The organism is Pseudomonas sp. D4-21 (assembly GCF_051132125.1).
In the GTDB taxonomy this organism is placed as follows: domain Bacteria; phylum Pseudomonadota; class Gammaproteobacteria; order Pseudomonadales; family Pseudomonadaceae; genus Aquipseudomonas.
In genome coordinates, this window is the sequence record NZ_CP071664.1 from 2,045,271 (window position 1) to 2,065,650 (window position 20,380).

Below are 20,380 nucleotides of genomic sequence, written 5' to 3' on the forward strand. Positions count from 1 at the left end.
AGCATCAAGCCGTCGCAGTCGATGCAACCGGCCGAGCCGGTTTACGGAAGGCGTCCAGTACCGAGCCGGTGTAGAACGTATCGCGGAAAAACCGAAAGCGTCCAAACAGGCAGTACACATGGGTGATCTGCCCACGCTCCACGAACTCCATGCGTATATGCATCTTGATCGCCGGGGTGTTTTCCAGGTCGCAGACATCGACCATCTTGTTGCAACCCTGGTCAGCCATGACTTTCCAAACGTCGGCCTGGACATCCGCCGACAGCTGCGAACCCCAGTAGGCACGGGTCATCTCGCCACCGAACTGAAAGTATTCACCGGGCTTGACCGGAAACCAGCAGCGATAGAAATGGCGATCGAAATAGTCTCGCGTGCTCGCCCAGGCAAACCCCACGGTGTTGCCCTTGTCATCCAGGTACATGAACCCTGTATAGCCTTCGGCTGCCAACTCGCGCATGGTTTCGACACGGTCGCCGAAATGCGTGGCGAAGGCATCGGCATTGCTGACGGTGATGAACTCGCGGCGCACCGGTGGGTAGGGCCGCAGGTTATGCGGTTTGAGCGGGATCCTTACATCGTGTTCGAGCCATACCAGTCGCGAATGGAAGAACACGAAGCGGCGTACCAGCAGTTTGATAACCGAGCGCAAGCCTTTTTTCTGAATGCGGTCGCGCAATTTTTGCAGAGCTTTCATGGTGCCTCCTGACGGGTGGCGGGTTGAGGAAAAACAGAGGCCGTCCAGCTCAGGGCGAAGACGGTTTCACCTGGCAAAAGGAAACCGAGTTGGCCGGCTTTGCATTCGAATGGAACGTTGCGGCTGATGTTGTCCGGGCCGAAATAAACCAGGGCAGCGCCGGGCTGCGGACAGGTCATGCCGTCGAGGCTGACTTGATGGGCCCGGACGCTTTTGTTCACGCCAAGCAGGCTGCGCTCCAGGCCGTTGGCCATGGCCAGTGCATCGACCTCAAACGCATCGTTGTCCATGCGCAGCACCTGGCCGAGCCAATGCTGTTGGATGAATTGCTGGACCAACCCCACCGGCTTGAGCTCGAAGCGTTGGTTGTCCAGTATCCGCACCATGCCCTTGGGGTACTCCGGTTCGTCGGCGGACATGAACCAGTTGAGCATGTCCAGCCAGCCGTCGGCCGAGGCGTTGATGGCCACCGACGTCCACCACAGGGCGGCGTAATGGGTTTCCTGGTCGTAAGGGCTGAGGCTTGATCCGCTGGACATATTGGTCTGGTCCAGCAGCAAGGCTTTGCGCGGCCGGCCCTGGTTGTCCAGTCCCACCAGGTTGGCGGCCCGACGAACACTGTTGCGATAGACGCGGGTCGCCAGCAGGTCGCGGATCATCCATTCATGCCAGGCCAGGGCGTCGATCTGGGCGCTCGATGTTTCCAGCAGCCGTCGTGCCCAGTCGATGCCACGTTTGTCTGCGGCGTTCTCGGCCAATGGACCGTTGGTGAACCGCGAACTGGCCGGTATGGCGATGCGGACGCCGGCGCGGCTGTTGGCAGGGTTGGCGCGGACCTGGGCGGACAGGCTTTGGAACACCTGCTGGAAACTGTCGAAGTCGGGATAGTTGAGGTTCGGCTCATCGGCAAAGCTGAGATAGTGGATGCCTTTGCCGCCCAGGGCGCGGGTCGATTCGAGCCAGGCTTGCAGGCCGTTGCCGCTGGTCCGGTCGGCTTGCAGATCGGCCCTGCGCTGGCTGCCAGCGAGCAGAGTGATGTCTTGGGTGATGCCAAAGCGATCCTGGTACAGACGTCGAAACGCGTCCTCATGATCGGCCTTGGCCGCCGTGACATCGACGAGGCTGTAATAGCTGGCCGCCCGGGGGTTGAGCGCATCGAGCACGGCGTAGCTGGAGGGCGGAGGCAGTACGTAGGGCAGGGACATCCCCAGCTTTGGAGTCGTGCCGAGTACATCGGCGTGAAGCGTCAGGTGGGTTCGCCCCGGATCCTGGCGCAGCGGCTGCAGTTGCGCCGGGTCCTGGGCGAACAGGTTGGCGGTGCCGTCCAGCCAGAACGCTGCCTTGCCGTTGCCTTGCAGATGCAGGCGCCAGACCTGGTCCGCGTCCGCCACCGGCAGGGCCACTGTGTCGAATTGCCAATAGGCCCGGTAGGGCTTGAGGTTCAGTTGCACCTGCTTGCCATCGGCAACGCGCCGGGCTTGCAGCGCACGCACGCCGCCGTGGAATTTGCCGGCCAGCACAGCCTGTTCACCGGCTGCGACTTTGAAATAAAGCTCATCACCATCGTGTGTTTCCGAGCTGAAGTGCACTTTGGCCGGGGCGAACAGCGCGCGGGTGCGGGCATCGTGTTCGACCGTATAGCGCCGGAAACTGTAGCCGGGGATCTCCAACCGATAGCTGGCCGCCCCGGGCAACAGCGGCCATTGCTGCTCGCCGCGCACTTGGGCAGCCTTGACCAGGCGCTCACCCACTAACCGGCCTTGGCCGTTGAGCAGATACAGGTGTTCGGTATTGGCCTCGGCCTGCCAGGCCGGAACCCAGCGGACGGTCACTTGGTCCGGGCGATCGGTTTGCAGATACAGGCTGCCGTCGCGGATGTTGGTCCAGTGCATGGACGCGCCATGGGCCGAGGTGGCCAATACCAGAAGACATAGACCCGCGGCCATTTTCCTCTGTGGGAGCCAGCCTTCTCGCGAAGAGGCGGTTAGCTTCATCATCACAGCAAGCTGACCCACCGCCATCGCGAGCAAGCTCGCTCCCACAGGGGAACTCGGCTGGACGCAACCGGCGCCTGTGGGAGCGAGCTTGCTCGCGATGGCGGTCTGGCGGGCGACGATATTCACGCGGATTTCCCCAACAACATCTGGCGCATCGGCAGCAAATCGCTGGGCAGGATGATCAGTGTCTGCCACAGCGCCACACCGCTGAGACGGCAGTACATCGTCAGCAGCGCCAGGGTCACGCCCAGGTAAGCGATCGAGGAAGCGGCGGCAGCGCCGACGATGCCGTAGCGCGGGATCAGGATCAGGTTCAGGGCCAGATTCAGCAGCGCGCCCACGCCCATCAGCAGTGAAACGGTGCCGGGACGGTTCTTGCCCAGCAGGTCCAGGCGCAAGATGCTGGCGTAGCACAGGCCGAACAATCCCGGCAGCAACGCCAACAGCGCCGGGTACGCCGGTTGATAGGCGGTGCCGAACAGGGTGATGATCAGCCATTCGCCAATCAGCGCCATGCCCAGGCAGGCACCAAGCATCACCGTAGCAGTCAGGCGCAAGGCCAGCGGGGTCAGGCGCTGCATGTCGGTGTCTTGCTGGAGCAGGCGTTTCATCAGCGGCGTGGTGACCGCTTCGGGCACGATCAGCAGCAGTTCGGCCGCGGCGCTGGCCATGGCGTAGTGACCCAGCGCCGTGCTGCCCAGCAATGCGCCAATGAACAAAAAATCCGAGCGCAGCATCACTTGTTGGAACAACAGGTCCGGATGACTACGGGCGCCATAACGCAACAGTTCGTTCTGGCCGGTGCGATCCCAGCGCAGGGTGACCACATGATCGCGCCGCAACCACATCCAGCCGGCCAGCACCACCAGGCTCAGGCCCGCCAGCCAACTGATCAGCGCCGCCTCCAGCGCCGTGTCTTGCCACATCCAGAACAGCGCTACAAACAGCAGCAACGGCGCCAGGGATTCCATCAGTCGCAGCGCATTGAACGCGCCTACGCCGCCGGAAGCATTGTGCAATGTCAGCAGGCCGCTCTTGAGCACCGTCAGGGGGACGGCCAGCAACAGCAGCCAAGCCAGCAATCCCAGCTGCGCGGTGATGTCCAGCTCAGCGCCGAACTCACGCGCCAGCGCCACCACCAACAGTGTCAGCAACCCGGCCAGCAGACACCCGAAAACCAACACCTGGCAAAGCAACAGACCCATGGAGCGCTGCTGCGCCGCCTGGTAACCCACCGCGGAATTGAGGCCTCCACTGGTGGCGGCGCTGATCAAGTCGGGCAGGGTGCTGAGCAGCGCGAACAGTCCGCGTTCGCTGGGCCCCAGGATTCGTGCCAGCAACACATTGCGCAACAGCCGCAGGCCGATCATCGCCAGGCGCGTGCCCATGCTTAGCGCCAAATGCTTGAGATAGTGTGCACGGCTCATGGACGGGCTCCTCGGCGAATGCGCCAGGCGAGCAATTCAGGGTGATGGGCGTTGCGCTGGCTGACGCCGAAACGCGGCAGGTTCAACGGGTCGCCGTCGTGGCGATACAGCCCGGCCTCGGTGCCCAGGGCGAACGGAAAACCGTGGGCCGCCACCTGCTCGCGCACGCGCACATCATTGTCACCGTTGGGGTAGCAATACACCGGCAGCGGCTGGGCGCAGCCATTTTCCAGCGCGGTCCAACTGCGGGTCAGTTCTTCATGCAGGCGCTGATCGTCCAGCCCGGTCAGAATCGCGTGGCTGGCGCCATGGGGGCCGAAACGAATCAGCCCGGAATCTTCGAGCATACGCACCTGGGGCCAATCCAGCGCCTGGGGTTGCGAGCCTTGCGGGCAGGCTTCGGTGAGATCGCTCAACGTGCTTGGTTCGAGCGTCTTGAGGCTTTGCAGGTAATGCAGCAGCGCCAGGCTGCGGCGCTCGTCGTCGATGTCGTCGAGCAGCACCGGCAATGGCCGGCCGACGTGCTGCAAGTGCTCGATCAGCGAATGCCGCGCCACTTGCCCGTGGCTGCCCCACAGGGTTTCGCCGATGCTTTCCCACCAGAAATGCTGGCGACTGCCGACAAAATCGGTGGACAGGAAAATACTCGCCGGCACCTGGTACTGACGCAGCAGGGGAAAGGCGTTCATGGCGTTGTCACGCCAGCCATCATCGAACGTCAGGGCCACCCGAGGACGGTCCGGAACGCTTTCCGGGTCGGCCAGCAGCAAGGTCATCAAGGGCACGCATTCAAAATGCCGTTGCAACCAGATCAACAGGTGTTCGAACGCTTCGGGCCCCACGCACAGTTCATTGCGGTGGGGCAGCTCGGCGGCGCGGTCGTTGTTCAATACCCGGTGCAACATCAGGATGACGCCGGCGCCACGCAATGGATGGCGACCCATGGACGTGTTCAGGTACAGCCAGCCGCCGGTGCGCTTGAAAACATGTTTGATCGACATCGGCCACACTCCTTAGCGGTTTTGGTCGGGGTTCCATTGGCTGTAGCGCTGGCCTCGCAGGAATTGCCAGAGCCCGATGCTCATGCCGACCAGTGTTACCAGCACGAACGCGGCCAACCGAAATGGCCGAGGCAAGCGGTGGCCTGCGTCGAGCAAGCCGATCAGCGCTGTGGCATAACCGAGCAGTTGCGCCACCAGCGTCAGGCGATAGAACGGATGGTCATTCCACAGCCAGGCGTTGCTCAGCAGCAACGGCAACAGCAGCACCGGCGCCAGGCGGCGGATCAATTTGTGGCTGATCAGGCCAATGGCGTAGAGCCCATGGCGCAGCGGGTTGAGCAGCTCCCGGCGCTGGGCCAGGCTCTGCAATCCGCCGACAGTGACGCGCTGACGACGACGAAACTGCTTGTCGGCTTCGTCCACGCCCTGGTCGGTCACCCGCGCTTTGGGTGCATAAACAATGGATTTGCCGGCTGCCGGCGCGCAGGTGCTTAGGAAAAAATCATCGTTGACCTGGGCCGGAATCGGCTGGAACAAAGCCCTGCGCAAGGCCAGCAAGGCGCCGTCGGCCGAGACCATGCAGCCGGTGCGGCTTTCCACCCGGCGCAGCCACCCTTCGTAGTGCCGATACAGACTGTCGCCGAGGCTCAGGCCCTTGCCGGGCACGGGGATGACCATGTGCCCGGCACAGGCGCCGACTTCAGGATCGCCCAGCGGCGCCAGCAGGTGGCCGAGGGTGTCGTGGGCCCATTGGTTGTCGGCATCGGTGAACACCAGGATCTCGCCGTAGCTATGGGCCACGCCGGTATTGAGGGCGGCGGCCTTGCCCTGGCGTGGCAGGTCGAGCACGGTGATGCGTGAGTCGCCGATTTTGCGCGCACAGGCCACCGTCTCGTCGGTGGAACCGTCGCTGGCCAGGATGATTTGCAGCGAGCGTGCCGGATAATCCTGGGCCAACAGCGTGCGCAATTTCGCTTCGATGTGCCGTGCCTCGTTGTGGGCGGCGATGACAATGCTGACGTCCATCGGCAGGGGCTTGCCATAGCGCCGTAGCGGAAACAACGGTGTCAGCAAGGTCAACAGCACGGGGTAGCCGAGGTAGGCGTACACCGGCAGCAACAGGCAAGACCAATAGATGAATTCAGCCACGGGCGGGTCTCCTGACGTTCCATTGAAAAAGATTGAGCAGCAACGCGGCACCGGTCAGGTGCAGGCGCACCCCGTGCAAGGCCCACAGTTGCAACGCCAGGCGCGGGTCGCGCTGGCTCTGGCGCAGGCTGAGAAACAAGGCCGGCAATGTGCTGATGAACAGTAGCGTCAACCCCAGGCGCACCTGGCCCTGGAGCAGGGCGGTGAGCGCCAGCAGATCCAGGCCCCAGGCGCCAACGGACAAGGCGGGAAAGCGCAGCAAGCGCAGGCTCGGCCCATGGCTGCGCAGCAACTGCCAATGGCTGCCCTGGCGCCACAGCTCCTTGCTCATCCATTCGCGCCAGCTGCCTTCGTAACCCCAATGCAGGGCCAGGCTTTCGTTCACCAGCAACAACTGCGCACCGGCTTGGCGCAAGCGCAGGGAAAAATCCTTGTCTTCACCGGTACGCAGGGTCTCGTCGAAGCCGCCGACCTGTTCGAACCAACGGCGGCGCATCAACAGATTGGCGCTGGGCAGCCACTGCACTCGATGCAGCGGACGGGCGCCCGGACGTTGGCTGCGGCGTTGCCAGGCCTGGGCGAACCAAGGCGCGTGTCGGGGCGTGTCCAGGTCCAGTCCCAACACATCGCCCTGACGGCCCTCCATTTCGACGAGCAGCTTCAGCCAGTCGGCGGGCATTTCCATGTCTGCGTCGATGAATGCCAGCCACTCACCGCTGGCAACCGCCGCGCCACGGTTGCGCAGGGCGCCGATGTGAACGCCGGGCACAATCAGCACCCGGGCGCCCAGTTCGTTGGCGATGCGCGGCCCATGATCGTCCGAGCCGTTGTCGACCACGATCAGTTCGCATTCCAGTTGCGCCTGGCGAGCAGCTTGCTGCGCGGCCAGCAGGGTGCGGCCGATGTGGCGGGCCTCGTTGAACATCGGGATGACGATACTGACGCGGCTCATGGGCGGGCCTCCCGTGGCGCGGATTGTTCGGCGTCGTAGCGCAACACACTGGTCAAGGCGAGCATGATCCACAGCAACTTGTGGTTCGGCGCGCTGAGAAACATCAGGAACAAGGCCAGCGCCAGGAAACTCATCCCCAAATGTGTGAGCAGGTCGGCCTGTGCCCAGTCCCGACGCTGGAGCCAGAGTTGGCGCGCGCGCACCAGGTTGTAGAGGCCAAGACCGATCATGCCGACAAACATCAACCCGCCCGGTACGCCGATCTCGCTGAATATTTCCAGGTAGGTGTTGTGAGCGCGACGGTACAGGTCGCCCAGTTTGCGGTTGGCCGAGAAGGCCTTGGCATAACCGGTCGGCGCGTAGTGCAGGGGAAACGTCCCGGGCCCTGAACCGAGGATGGGGTTCTCGCGGATCATCTGGCTGCCCACCAGGATGTAGGAGGCGCGGCGGCCAAGGGATTCATCCTTGTGAGCGCTGGCGCCGGCGCTGAGGATGCTCAACGATTGGATGCGTGCCACGTAGCCGGCGGGCATCACCGCGATCGCCAGGGGAATTATCAGGGCCAGCCCGAGCATGGCGAAGCCCAGGTGCCGTGGACGAATCCGCGGTAGCTGCGCGCGGTAGTGGTACAAGCCGATCATCAGGCTGAGCAGCAACACCACCAGCCCGGAACGCGATTCGGTCTTGGTCATGCCGCCCAGCAGCAGGATGAAACCGCCGCCCCAGAACAGCCGGTGCAACAGGTTCGGGCTGCGCAGTACCAGCAACAAGGCCAGCGGTATGGTGAACGCGATCAGCAGCGCAAAGGAGTTCGGGTCCTCCAGCAGTCCGGACGCGCGGCCCTGGTCCTGGTATTTGGCCGAGAACATCGCGAGTACGCACGTGGTGGACACGCTCACGGTCATCAAGCGGGCAAACAGGTCCAGGTTCAGCTCGCGTCCGATCAACAAGGTGATCACGAACAGAATCAGCCCTACCGTCAGTTCCCGCAGATGGGTCTGGGACAGGTCCATGTTTTCCGACAGCAGCAGGCTCAGGCCATACAGCGCCATGAAGCCGACCAGCGGCTTCCAGATATTGCTGCGCAGGCGCGTCGCCGGAATCTGGTGCAGGGCCAGTTGCAGTGCCAGGATCAGAATCAGCGCCAGGCCAAAGAACTTGCTGCCCGACAATCCGTTTTCCTTGAACAGCCCTTCGAATGGCACCAGCGCGGCGATGCCCAGCAGGCCCCAGCCGGGCTTGCGGTACAGCACGGCGACGCCGACCAGGCCGAACACCGCGCCGGGCGCCAGGAACGGATAAGGACTGGCCAGCAATGCCAGGCAGACCAGCCCCAGCAAACTGATGATCGAGAGCGGGACGATCATGGTCGAGCCTCCCGTGCCGTGCGGATATAAAGTTGCGACCAGCGTTCGGCCAGCGTGCGCAGGTCGTAGCGGTCGCGTTGGGTGCGCCGGGCGTTGTCGGCGAGGATCCGCGCCAGGGGCGGTTCGCTGAACAGCGTTTCGATCTGGCGGGCCAATTCGTCGCTGTCGGCCGGCGTGGCCAGCAGGCCGTTGTGGCGGTCCTGCAGGATGTCGGGAATGCCGCCGACGCCAAACGCCACCACCGGCACCCCGGCTTGCATGGCTTCGAGCAGGATCATCGGCGTGCCTTCGGTGCGTGAGCTGATCACCAAAGCGTCGAGGCGGCTCCACCAATCATTCATGTCGGTTTGATAACCGGGCAACTCGATGCGCGTCGGCAACCCCGCGTCGGCGATGCGCTTGAGCAGCGGCTGGCGTTCCGGACCGTCGCCGAGCATGACCGCATGCAGCGAACCATGGCGCTGGCAGAGCGGGATCATCGCGTCGAGGAACAGGTCAGGGCCTTTCTCGCTGCTCAAGCGACCCACGTACCCGACCCGCCAGCGCTGCCTGTCGTCACGATGGGGCAGCGGTGTCGTGACGGCCGGCAAACCGTTGGGAATGACGTCGAGCTTGTCCGCCTTGACGCTGGCCTTGCGGTGCAATGCCGCGATGCTTTCGGCGACGCAGACCACGCGCTTGACCGGCGCGGTGCGGCACAGTTGCAGGCTCAACCAGGTGTAGAAACGCTGCTTGGTGCTGCGCGGCGTGAAGCCGTGCTGGGTAATCACCAGGGGCAGGCGCAACAGCGTGGCCGCGGCCCAGCCGAACAGCAAGCCTTTGAAGTTGTGGGTGTTGATCAGCGGCCGGTCCGCGCGACGTTGCCGCAGATGCTGCAACAATTCGCCCAAGCTGGCGCAGTGTCGGCAATCCACCCCGGCCTGGCGAAACCGCGTGATCAAGGTCGGCGGCGCCGCCAGGAACAGCACTTGGTGCTGCCCCGGTGTCGCCAGGCAATGATCGAGCAGCATCCGCTCGGCCCCATAGAAGCCGCCGCTGTCGAGCAGATGAATGATCGACAGGGGGCTGCTGCGGTGGGACGGGCCGAACGGCGCGTTCAATTTTTCACCCAATGGACAAGGCTTGGCAGGCTCCAGTTGCGGTGCGGATTGACCTGTTCGGGCGACTGCTCATTGATCACCAGCAAGACCGGCAGGTCCAGTTGCTGGCTGATTTGCGCAGGATGCTTGAAGCGATGGTCGAAGAACTCACGCACGTAGACCAGAGCGATCGCCAGCAGCAGGCCGCAGAACAAGCCGAACGGGATAATCAGCATCGGCTTGGGGAATACCGCGGCGGTGGGTTCGAACGGGGGGCTCAGGACACGGGCGTTGGACAGGTCATTGTCCAGCGAGCGCGCGGAACTGGCTTCGGCGAACCGTTGGGCATAGGTGGAGAACGCCGCGTGGAGTGCGTTGATCTCGGTGTCCATCTGCCGCAGCTTGCTCTGGGTTTCCTGTAACTGGTGGATGCGTTCCTTGAAGGCCGCGATGCGCTCGACCTTCTGGTTGATCACCGAGCTGACGACGGCCAGGTCGGTGGTGCGTTCCTGGATGCGGTTGTTCACCACTTTGAGGAACTGCTGGCGTGTGCGCATGATCTGTTCGCGGGCCAGCAGCATTGGTTCGCTGCTGGGCTGGAAGATCGCCAGGTCGTTCATGTAGCGGCTGACCTGGCTGGTCAGCTGCTCACCCAGTTGCCTGATTTCCCGGTCCTCGAAAGCGATGTTGTCCACGGTCGTGGTGAAGGTGAACGGGAACGTGTAGTCGTTGAACCGCGAGCTGTTCGCCGCTGCCAGGCTGGTCTTGAGGTAATCGAGCCAGCGTTGGCTTTGCAGCAGGCGATCCTGGTACAGGTTCAGGGCCTGTTCTTCGGTATTGATGGCGTTCAGGCGAAACGTGATTTCTTCCTTGGGATCGGAGGAACCGACGCCTTCGAGCAGGCCGAGCCGGGTGCCTTCCAGACCGTCGAGGCGCGTCTGGTATTGGACTTTTTTCTGCTCGTAGAAGGTCTGGGGCAATTCGATCGATTGCAGGTCCTGGCGGCCGGTGAGGTAGTTTTCCAGCAGCTGCGCGACGAACCGGGTGCCCTGGGCGGGATCGCCGAAGCTGTAGATGATGGAGATGACGTTCGAGCCGGGCAGGGTCTCGATTTTCAGGTTCGCGATGGCCTCGTCGGTGAGGGTATCGAGCATCGTGTCGCGTACCGGATCGACTTCCAGCCCGAGGCCGTCGCGAAGCGGATTGATGACGTATTCACGCAGTGGCTGGGTGATGTAGCGCTTGAGCGGTTCGCTCACCCATTTATTGAGGGCCCCTGGGCTTGGGGTGTATTCACCCTGGTCGCGCAGGGTCTTGATGGTTTCGCGAATCAACGCCGGTGAGCGCAGGATGTTGCTCTCGGTTTCCATGTCCGCCAGGGACGGCGGAATGAAAGTCGCGTTTTCCTGGTTCAACGAGGTAGTGGCGTCGCCTTGGGAGAGTTTTTTCGACTGGACGATCACTTGGGCGGTGATGTCGAAACTCTGCTTGAGCATCAACGGCAACACCAGAGCGATCACGGCGAAAACCAGGAAGATGCGCTTCACCCACTGCTTGTTGGCGAAGAAGATCCTGAAAAACTCGTGCAGATAATTTTCCTTGGGGTTCATGTCGGTCACCTGAGTCTCAGTTGTCGCTGCCTTTGTTGTCGACGCGGTAGCCGAAGCTCAACCCCGTGCCCTGGAACAGCACCACATCGGCCAATTGCCTGGCCAGTTCACCGGCACTTGCAAGCTTGGTCTTGGGCACGAACAGCATGTCTTCCGGTTGCAGATAGGCGATCTGCGACGCGTCGCCGCTCAAGGCTTTCTCCACGTCGTAGTGGCGGGCTTCGACCTGATTGCCGTTGCGGCGCATGATTACCACGGAGTCGAGCCGGGCCTTGACGTTCGTGCCCCTGGCCAGTGTCAGGGCCTCGAGTACCGAGATCGGCCGGCGGATCGGGTAGGAGCCGGGCTGGGCCACTTCGCCGAGGACATAGATTTCGTTGCCGGCGGTGGACTTGAGCAGCACGTCCACCGTCATGTGGCCGGGCAGCTGGGCGTAGCGCTCGTTGAGGAAAGTCTCCAGCTGGCTGACGGTCATGCCTTGCAAAGGCACGGCGCCAATTTCCGGGAAGCTGGCGTAGCCATCCCTGCCCACGGTGATTTCCCGGCTCATGCCCGTGCCAGGGTGAGTCAGGGTGTTGCGCAGCTTCGTCTCGCCGGAGAGCGGGCTCGTCACCAGTACGGTCAATTGGTTGCGATTGGGCTGGAACAACATCTTCTGGTCATAGGCGCGCTGCACCGCCAGGCGCGCCTCGTCGGTGGTCAGGCCGCCGACTTTCACCGAGGTGTTGGCGCCCGGCAGTTCGATACTGCCGTCGGGCATCACCTGTTGCGTGCCGTTGAGCTGGCTGGCGGCGGTGAAGTTCAGGGCAACCTGGTCGCCAGGCTGCACGCGATAAGCCTGGGAAGAGGTGGTGCCGATGTGGAATATCACGTCCAGCACATCCTGGGGCCGCAAGGTCTGCTCGACCTTGGGCATGTCGGTGGCCTGGGCATTGGCCGGCGCCGCGGTGAGGATCTGCACCGGCATCGAGCGGGTATCGGTGTTGCTGGAGCAACCGGCAAGCGGCAGCAACAGCAGGACAAGCATTCTAGCGTTCATCTCGTCATCCTTTTGCAGGCTTACAGGTTGTTGTAGAGCCATTTGGGCATGTAGTACTTGCGGCGGTTGAACACGCTGCCGACCACTTTCGCGCCGGCCTGGGCCAACCTTTGTCGGGTGGCCTGGGCCACTTCCCAGCGGGTGTCTTCGCCGCGCACCACCAGCACCACGCCGTCCACCTGGGTGCTGATCACCAGCGTGTCGGTGGCCGAATACACCGCGTCGGCGTCGATCACCACGAAGCGGTACTGCGCCGCCAGTTGCCGGAACAGCGGGCGCAATCGCTCGGGGCTCAGGCGTTCGGCGTTGTGGCCGAGGCGGCCGTGGGGCAGCACGTCGAAGGGCAGGCTCGACACCTGTACTACGCAGTCCTGCAACAACGGTGGGGACAGGCTGTTGAACAACAGGTCGCTGAAGCCGCGCTCTTTTTGCAGCGAGAGCTGCTGGCTGAGGTTGCGCGGCGACTGGCTGGCGTCCACCAGCAACACCCGGCCATTGCTCATCTGCGCCAGCTGGGCGGACAGCGCCATGGCGCTGGTGCTCGTGCCGGTGCCGGTGTTGGCCGCTGTCATGAGAAGGATCCGCAGATCCGGGTCGAGCACGGTCGAGGTCAGGTTGGTCTCGCTCGGGCTGGCTATGGTCAGGATATTCGTCGAACCGTCCATTTAACTCGCTCCGTGGCCGCTGAACACTTTGAAGGGGGTAATCATCAGGATCTTCAGATCCAACAGCAGGCTCTGCTCGGCGATGTAGCTGAGGTCCAGTTCCACGCGCTGGTCGAAGTCGATATTGCTGCGCCCGGAGATCTGCCACAGGCCGGTCAGGCCGGGGTAGATGCTCAGGCGCACCAAATGGTTGTCCTTGTAGCGATAGGCGTTGAACGAGGTGGGCCGCGGGCCTACCAGGCGCATGTCGCCGGTCACTACATTGATCAGGTTCGGCAGTTCATCGAGGCTGCTGCGTCGCAGGAACCTGCCGATCGGGGTAATGCGCGGGTCGTTGTCGATCTTGAAGTCGATGGCGTCGGCGCCGTGCTTGTTGAGGTGGCGCAGCGACTCTTTCAGGGCCTCGGCATCGACGACCATGGTGCGAAACTTGTACATGCCGAACACGCGCCCGCGATAACCGGTGCGTTTCTGCACGAAAAAAACCGGGCCAGGGCTGGAAAACTTGATCAGCAATGCCAGACCCAGCAGCAGCGGGGTGAGCAGTACCAGGATCGCCAGCGCGCCGAGGCAAGCCACGACCCGATTGGTCCGCGAAACCGTCCAGGGCCGACCACCGTCCCGACCGGTGAGCCAGCCACGGCCCTGGCGGTGGATGGCGGCATCCAGGCGTCGGCGATGCTCGGGGTCGACACGTTTGTCGCGTCCGGAGGTGCTGATCGGAATGTCTTGTTCATGTCGGGTCATAGACTCCTCCGCTGAGGTACGGCCGCAAGCGGCGTGTGATCGATGGGTTGCGCGTAGTAATCGAGGAACCAGTCGACGAAGCGACCCAGGCCGTCATCCAGTGCAATGCACGGTTGGAAACCGGTGGCCCGGGCCAGGTCGCTGGCATCGGCGCAGGTGTTGAGCACGTCCCCCGGTTGCAGGGGCAGCAGCTCGATCCGGGCGGTGCGGCCCAGATGTTTTTCCAGCAGCGCCACGTAGGTTCGCAACGCCACCGGGTGCTGTCCGCCGATGTTGTAGATGCGCCATGGCGCCAGGCTGGTGGCCGGGTCCGGTTGCTCGCGATCCCAGTGGGGCGTTGGCTGCGGCGCACGTTCGATCAACCGGGCGATGCTCTCGACGATGTCGTCGATGTAGGTGAAGTCGCGTTCGTGCTCACCATGGTTGAACAGCCGCAACACTTGGTTTTGCGCGATGGCCGTGGCGAACTGGATCGGCGACATGTCTGGCCGACCCCACGGGCCGTACACGGTAAAAAAGCGCAGGCCGGTGCACGGGATGCCGAACAGATGGCTGTAGCTGTGGGCCATCGATTCGTTGGCCTTCTTTGTTGCCGCATACAACGACAGCGGATGATCAACGCCGTCCCGTACCGAATAGGGCGTGCGCTGGTTGGCGCCGTACACCGAACTGGAAGAGGCGTAGATCAGGTGCTTGACCGGATGACGGCGGCAACTTTCGAGAATGTTCAGAAACCCGGCGAGGTTGCTGTCGACATAGGCGCGGGGATTGTCCAGCGAATAGCGCACGCCGGCCTGGGCGGCGAGGTGGATCACCACCTCCGGGCGATGGCTCTGGAACAGTCCGTCGATCGCCGAGGCGTCGGTCAGGTCGATACGCGCCAAGGGAAATGCGCCGACCTGGTCACGCACCCACGCCACGCGGTCGTGCTTGAGCTGCGGGTCGTAGTAATCGTTGAAGTTGTCCAGCCCGTACACGTGATGGCCATCGCGCATCAACCGCAAGACGCAGTGGGCTCCGATGAATCCGGCGGCGCCGGTCACCAGGACGTTCACGCTTGTGGCCCCGGGGCGCTGGGCACGGTGTGGCGCAAGCCGATGCCACGGTACAGCAGCCCGGCGGCAGCCAGGTGCTCGGGGTTGTAGAGGTTGCGGCCATCGATGATGACCCGGGCGCGCAGCTTGCTCGCCAGCAGGTCGAAATCCACCACGCGAAAATTCTTCCACTCAGTGCAAATCACCAGGGCATCGGTGTCCTCAAGCGTGTCATCGCGGGTGGCGCACAGGTTCAGGTCTTTGCGATAACCGTACAGGCGCCGGCATTCGGACATGGCTTCCGGGTCGTAGGCCTGCACGCGCGCGCCTTCGCGCCAGAGGGCTTCCATCAGGTAGCGGCTCGGGGCTTCGCGCATGTCGTCGGTGTTGGGCTTGAAGGCCAGGCCCCAGATGGCAATCGACTTGCCGGCCAAGCCGTCCGGAAATTGCTGCGCCAGCTTCTCGAAAAGGATGTGCCGCTGGCTGTCGTTCACATCGGTGACGCTGCGCAGCAGGCGCAGCGGCATGCCGCTCTGTTCGGCCGTGTGCAGCAGGGCGCGCAGGTCCTTGGGGAAGCACGAGCCGCCGAAGCCGCAGCCCGGATAGATGAAGTGATAGCCGATGCGTGGGTCCGAGCCGATGCCTTTGCGCACGGCTTCGATGTCGGCGCCCAGGCGTTCGGTGAGGTTGGCCAGTTCGTTCATGAAACTGATGCGGGTGGCGAGCATGGCGTTGGCGGCGTACTTGGTCAGCTCCGCGCTGCGGTTGTCCATGAACATCAGTTTTTCGTGGTTGCGGCAGAACGGCGCGTAGAGCTCGCCCATCTGATCCCGCGCCAGTTGATCGCTGGCGCCGATGATGATGCGGTCCGGGCGCATGCAATCGGCGAGAGCGCTGCCTTCCTTGAGGAACTCCGGGTTGGATACCACACGCACATTCAACTGTTTAAGGCCCCGACGAGCCAGCGCCTGGCGGGCGCACTCGGCGACTTTATCGGCTGTTCCGACCGGTACGGTCGACTTGATGATCAGGGTGCGGTCACTGTCCATGAAGTCGGCGATCTGGCGGGTCACCGCCAGCACATGGCTCAGGTCCGCCGAGCCGTCTTCGTCGGCTGGCGTGCCGACGGCAATAAAAATCAACTCGCCATGGTTGACCGCATCGCTGGCCTGGCAACTGAACAAAAGCCGGCCGGCCTTGATGTTGTCTTCCAGCAATACGGACAGCCCAGGCTCACTGATGGGCGGTACGGCTTGTTGCAGTTGACGGATCTTGTTCGGGTCGATATCGACGCACAGGACGCGGTGCCCGACGTCGGCCAATGCCGCTGCCTGAATCAGCCCCACATACCCCGTGCCAAATACGCTCACGTCCATTCTAGGCGCGCCTCTCAAACCGGTTGATGTAACTCGGATGAAACTGTTTAGAGGGTATAGCGCAGCTTCAAAAAAACGTGTCAGCAAAATGACAGTTGTCAGTGTTGGCAAATCTCGACGGATTAGGGCTTTTTGATATCAAGTCATTGACTGACTTGGAAAAGCGCCATTTTTAAAGGGCTCTGGAGACGTTTAAGTAACCGATGAACGGTATATATCCATAGATTTTTATGTTTTTGATGCGTCAAAGGTGTCACTTTTGAGGTAACTTTTTTTTGACGCTGCGACCGATCAGTCTCTTTCTTGCGCTTTGAAATCCCGCTGCTAGTGTGCAGAAAACGAACCTTCCATCCGCCGCGCCACCGCCGAGAAAAACATGACCCGATACCTCAAGGAACTGCTGCTGTTGCTGTACCTTTTCAGGGGGCATGACTATTACCTGGAGCGTCTCGCTGCGCTGGGTCTTGGTTCTGCAACGGTGCTGTTCGGTGCGATGTTCCTTGTGCTGGTGCTTGCGTTGTGGATGAGCGCCTACATCCGCCAGACGTTGGTGCGGCATCTGTTTGCCTTGACACTGTTTGCCTCGGCGGTGTTCTTCGAGGTGTATACCCGGGTCACCGACAGTTACCTGACCTACAGCCAGTTCGTGTCGCTGGTGTATTCGGGCGGCTTTATCCAGGAGGCGGCTTATCAGTATCGAGAGGTGATTCTCAGCGCGATGGCGGGCGGCCTGTTGCTGCTGTTGGGCATCGGGCTGAAGCCTCGGCGGCGTTTACCATTGCCCGGTTATGTACCGGTCGCCGCGCCGTTGCTCGGGGTATTGCTGCTCAGTGGTGTGCTGTTCGCAAGGGCGGGCGAGGGCGCCCGTGGTCTACCTGTGATGTATACGCCGCTGGCCTATCTGAACCTGTTTGCCTACGAGGCGCTGCACGACACCGTCGGCGTCCGCGAGCCGGTCAGCTTGGCTCGCCGTTCTCCTGCGATCGAGCACGATATCGTGTTGATCATCGACGAAAGCATCGGTGGCAACTATCTCGATATCAACACCCCGTTCGGTGTGAACAGCGGCCTCAAGACCCCGCCGCCTGGGGTGGACATCTTCAATTACGGTTATGCCGCTTCCATCGCCAATTGCAGCGCCGACACCAATATCACCCTGCGTTATGGCGGTACGCGGGCTGATTACGTGCGTATCAACAGCACGCAGCCGTCAATCTGGCAGTACGCCCATGTCGCGGGCTTGCATACCGTCTATATCGATGCCCAGCGCACCGGCGGCAACTTGCAGAACCTGATGACCGAACAGGAAAAACAAGACATCGACCAATTCATCCAATTCGACCAGGTCCGTGTGCTGGACCGCGACATGGCAGCCGCGGCGCAGTTGATCGAGCTCTTGGGCAATGACCGGGCCGAACTGGTGGTGGTGAATAAAGTAGGGGCGCATTTTCCGGTCCACGACAAATACCCCGACGAATTCATGAAACACCGTCCGGCCTTGCCCCGGGGGCGGTTTCAGGACGTGGCCGACACCGGCCAGCGCGACGGCTTCAACGGCCAGCAATATGACTGGTTGCTGTATCGCAATGCGTACCAGAACACGCTCCTATGGAACGTCGGCGAGTTCTTCCGGCGCCTGTTGCGTCAAGGCAACCTTCAGAATGCGGTGCTGATCTATACCTCCGATCATGGCCAGGATCTGCACGAGCGTGGCAATCCCGGGCTCAATACGCATTGCGGCGGCGACCCGGTGGAGGAGGAGGGGCTGGTGCCTTTGGTAGTCATCCAGGGCAGTCAGCTGCGCACCTTGGACTGGCGCGGCGCCTGGGCGCAAAACAAGGATCGTTCCAGCCACTACAACATCTTTGCGACGCTGCTTGAGTTGATGGGCTACGACCCGGCGGCGGTCGTGGCGCGCTATGGAAAACCCCTGAGCCAACCCACCGAGGACGACTTCACGTTCAACTACCGCTTCAACGCGCGGCTGGGTGCCAAGCCAGCCTGGAAGCACATCGATCTGGGCAACATCGTCATACCGGAACCGGCCCAGACCGAGATGGCGGCGGGGCATTGAGCGAGCGCCTATCGGGTGGTAGCAATCGGCGTGGTTGGCGCTGGGTCGTACAGCAGCGTGAAGCCCAGGTCGCGGAGCGCGCGGCCAATGAAACGCGAGCCGACATCGTTCAAGTGCGCGTCATCCCGGTAGAGCAGTTGTCCGTCGATGACCGGGCTGCACAGGCCGGCCGGGCAAATCACCTGGTTGGGATCGATGAAGCGCACCTGAGGCAGCCTGGCGCGTATCTGCGTCCAATAGGGCGCCGCGGCGTCCAGCCGCGTTGAACACTGCCGAAGAGGAGCGAACATCAAGCGGCGCACCGGGCACGTCGCGGCGTTGTCGATTGGCTGATTGCTGAGAACGACGATGACTTGGCCGGTCCGGTCCGCCACTTGCCGGATGCTTGCCTCGATGACGGCTCCTGCTGCCGGGTCCCGGGGCCAGGCGCCGGCGAGCACCACGTAGGGATACCGGTTCCGCTCGATCAACTGCAACACCTGCTCATTGCGCGCCACGCAGCGTGCCCCGTAACCCGCCGACATCTCGGCGGCGTGGCCGAAGATGGGTGGGCACTTGTCGAGGGTGTAATCCATCAAGGCGATGCCGTTGGGTTCGGCCAGGACATCGACCATGCCGGTGAAATGGTTGGCGAAAGAGTCTCCGACCATCACGCCGTCGATCTGCGCCTTGCGTGCCCCGAGGTGGCACGCCGGATCGGGCGCGGCGTTGTAGCGCGCATTGGGCATGTGGCAGCGCTCACGCAGTTTGTTCGGTTCGGTCAGGCTCATCGCTTCAAGGATTGACACCTGCGGTACGAAACGCTGTGGGAACCCCTGCCATTGCACGCTCAGTACAGCCAGCACGGCCAGCCCCAACGCTGGAACCATGAACCGACGGCCAAATGCGCGGGTGAACGGCAACAGCGCCCCGGTTCGTCGAAAGGGGACTTCGACAAAATGCCAGGAACACCAGGCCAGTAGCGTCGCCACTGCCATCAGGCCCAGCCCCAGCGGGAGCGTGATGTTGATATCCAGATATCTCAGGTACGCAATCAAGGGCCAATGCCAGAGGTAAAGCGAGTAGGAAATCAGACCAACAAATACCATCGGCCGGTTGGTCAGCCAGCGCGAGCGTGTTCCGCCGCTGCCAGCGAGGATCAACAGCGCCGCCCCCAGGCAAGGTATAAGCGCATTGAGGCCGGGAAAGGTTGTTTCCGGACTCAGTGCAAACAATGAATAGGCAATCGATCCGGCTCCCGCCAGCGCCCAGATCCGGCCCACCCCGTCACTGAACGTACGTGGCTGCGCGAGATAAATCGCCAACGTCGCCCCCAGCAGCAGTTCGAAAAAACGTGTGGGCAGCAGATAGTAGGAGGCAGAGGGAACGAGGGTCGTGGCGTACTGCGAAACGCCAACCGTCACGACAACGCCGATGCACACCAGCGGCAGCAAGTAGCGGGGTGCCCATCGACACAGCATCAGCATCAGCAGCGGCCAGAGCAGGTAGAACTGTTCTTCGATGCCCAGTGACCAGGTATGCAGAAGTGGGGCTTCGCTGGCGTCCGCCGCGAAATAATTTCCGTACTTCATCCAGATATAGATATTCGAAACACCGAGCAGGGAGGACAGCGCGCTGATGTTCAGTCGGGTCAGGTCGACCGGAGACAGGACGAAGATCCCGGCAATCACGCTCGCCACCACCACCGTCGTCAGCGCCGGTACGATGCGGTTGATGCGCCGCTGATAAAAACGCTTCATGGAGAAGGTGTTCTGTTGGATCTCGCTGAACACCTGGGACGTGATGAGGAACCCCGAGATGACGAAAAAAATGTCCACCCCGACGAAGCCGCCTGGTAAGAGGCTGGCGTTGAGGTGATGGATAAACACGGCGATCACCGCAACAGCGCGAAGACCATCGATATCGGGGCGATATTGGGTGTGAGGCATGGCGGCGATCGTCCGTGAAAGGAGGAATCCTTGATGCGTCATGTTAATGACGATTGCGCCGACAGCCTTTAACGGCGCGCGTTAGTTATTGATCAATAGCAGAAAGTTGACGAAGCGCAAGATTATCCGGCGCGTCAGGCAGGGGTGGCGACCAGTGGTAACGGAAACTGCCGATGACGTCGGCCAATGGCCGTGGCCCTCGATTCCGCTATCCTGAGAGCCAATGGTTTTACCCAATGAG

At 62.3% G+C, this 20,380-nt stretch carries 16 protein-coding genes; 1 reads left to right on the forward strand and 15 read right to left on the reverse strand.

Translation table 11 applies throughout. The features are described 5' to 3' along the window. Positions 1-4 precede the first annotated feature (4 nt). The 14 genes from J3Q04_RS09275 to J3Q04_RS09340 all read right to left on the reverse strand — a co-directional run bounded on the left by J3Q04_RS09275 (position 5) and on the right by J3Q04_RS09340 (position 16,137). Positions 5-694 carry an N-acetyltransferase gene (locus J3Q04_RS09275; RefSeq protein ID WP_420765786.1) on the reverse strand — a complete coding sequence of 230 codons (690 nt, stop codon included), beginning with the start codon at positions 692-694 and terminating at the stop codon, positions 5-7. Beyond that, positions 691-2,586 carry a hypothetical protein gene (locus J3Q04_RS09280; RefSeq protein WP_434606702.1) on the reverse strand — a complete coding sequence of 632 codons (1,896 nt, stop codon included), beginning with the start codon at positions 2,584-2,586 and terminating at the stop codon, positions 691-693. The genes J3Q04_RS09275 and J3Q04_RS09280 overlap by 4 nt, the downstream gene beginning before the upstream one ends. 227 nt (positions 2,587-2,813) lie before the next feature. Then, the gene (locus J3Q04_RS09285; protein WP_434606699.1) at positions 2,814-4,118 is read right to left on the reverse strand and encodes a lipopolysaccharide biosynthesis protein; all 1,305 of its coding nucleotides are present in this window, start codon (positions 4,116-4,118) and stop codon (positions 2,814-2,816) included. Further along, positions 4,115-5,119 carry a polysaccharide deacetylase family protein gene (locus J3Q04_RS09290; RefSeq protein WP_420765788.1) on the reverse strand — a complete coding sequence of 335 codons (1,005 nt, stop codon included), beginning with the start codon at positions 5,117-5,119 and terminating at the stop codon, positions 4,115-4,117. Before J3Q04_RS09290 ends, J3Q04_RS09285 begins: the two co-directional genes overlap by 4 nt. A 12-nt stretch (positions 5,120-5,131) precedes the next feature. Next, the gene (locus J3Q04_RS09295; RefSeq protein ID WP_434606695.1) at positions 5,132-6,268 is read right to left on the reverse strand and encodes a glycosyltransferase family 2 protein; all 1,137 of its coding nucleotides are present in this window, start codon (positions 6,266-6,268) and stop codon (positions 5,132-5,134) included. Continuing rightward, positions 6,261-7,220, reverse strand: coding sequence for a glycosyltransferase (locus tag J3Q04_RS09300; RefSeq protein WP_420765790.1), 960 nt, complete (start codon positions 7,218-7,220; stop codon positions 6,261-6,263). Before J3Q04_RS09300 ends, J3Q04_RS09295 begins: the two co-directional genes overlap by 8 nt. Then, positions 7,217-8,587 carry an O-antigen ligase family protein gene (locus J3Q04_RS09305; protein ID WP_434606692.1) on the reverse strand — a complete coding sequence of 457 codons (1,371 nt, stop codon included), beginning with the start codon at positions 8,585-8,587 and terminating at the stop codon, positions 7,217-7,219. The genes J3Q04_RS09300 and J3Q04_RS09305 overlap by 4 nt, the downstream gene beginning before the upstream one ends. Beyond that, positions 8,584-9,687: a glycosyltransferase family 4 protein gene (locus J3Q04_RS09310; protein ID WP_420765792.1), complete on the reverse strand. Its 1,104-nt coding sequence runs from the start codon at positions 9,685-9,687 to the stop codon at positions 8,584-8,586. Before J3Q04_RS09310 ends, J3Q04_RS09305 begins: the two co-directional genes overlap by 4 nt. Further along, the gene (locus J3Q04_RS09315; RefSeq protein ID WP_434606689.1) at positions 9,684-11,276 is read right to left on the reverse strand and encodes a GumC family protein; all 1,593 of its coding nucleotides are present in this window, start codon (positions 11,274-11,276) and stop codon (positions 9,684-9,686) included. The genes J3Q04_RS09310 and J3Q04_RS09315 overlap by 4 nt, the downstream gene beginning before the upstream one ends. Before the next feature lie 16 nt (positions 11,277-11,292). Then, positions 11,293-12,315, reverse strand: a complete 1,023-nt coding sequence (locus J3Q04_RS09320; RefSeq protein WP_420765794.1) for a polysaccharide biosynthesis/export family protein — start codon at positions 12,313-12,315, stop codon at positions 11,293-11,295. 20 nt (positions 12,316-12,335) lie between these two features. Further along, positions 12,336-12,980 (reverse strand): CpsD/CapB family tyrosine-protein kinase, encoded by a 645-nt coding sequence (locus J3Q04_RS09325; protein ID WP_420765795.1) that lies wholly within the window; start codon positions 12,978-12,980, stop codon positions 12,336-12,338. After that, positions 12,981-13,727, reverse strand: coding sequence for a sugar transferase (locus J3Q04_RS09330; protein WP_434559703.1), 747 nt, complete (start codon positions 13,725-13,727; stop codon positions 12,981-12,983). Then, positions 13,724-14,782, reverse strand: coding sequence for an NAD-dependent epimerase (locus J3Q04_RS09335; RefSeq protein ID WP_434606682.1), 1,059 nt, complete (start codon positions 14,780-14,782; stop codon positions 13,724-13,726). Before J3Q04_RS09335 ends, J3Q04_RS09330 begins: the two co-directional genes overlap by 4 nt. Further along, positions 14,779-16,137: a UDP-glucose dehydrogenase family protein gene (locus J3Q04_RS09340; RefSeq protein ID WP_434559699.1), complete on the reverse strand. Its 1,359-nt coding sequence runs from the start codon at positions 16,135-16,137 to the stop codon at positions 14,779-14,781. Before J3Q04_RS09340 ends, J3Q04_RS09335 begins: the two co-directional genes overlap by 4 nt. 376 nt (positions 16,138-16,513) lie before the next feature. Here J3Q04_RS09340 and J3Q04_RS09345 point away from each other — a divergent pair, with 376 nt between their 5' ends. After that, on the forward strand, positions 16,514-18,211 hold the full coding sequence (locus tag J3Q04_RS09345) for a sulfatase-like hydrolase/transferase (RefSeq protein ID WP_434606679.1): 1,698 nt from the start codon (positions 16,514-16,516) through the stop codon (positions 18,209-18,211). An 8-nt stretch (positions 18,212-18,219) separates the two neighbouring features. Here J3Q04_RS09345 and J3Q04_RS09350 read toward each other — a convergent pair whose 3' ends face one another. After that, positions 18,220-20,139, reverse strand: a complete 1,920-nt coding sequence (locus J3Q04_RS09350; RefSeq protein WP_434606676.1) for an acyltransferase family protein — start codon at positions 20,137-20,139, stop codon at positions 18,220-18,222. Positions 20,140-20,380: the final 241 nt, after the last annotated feature.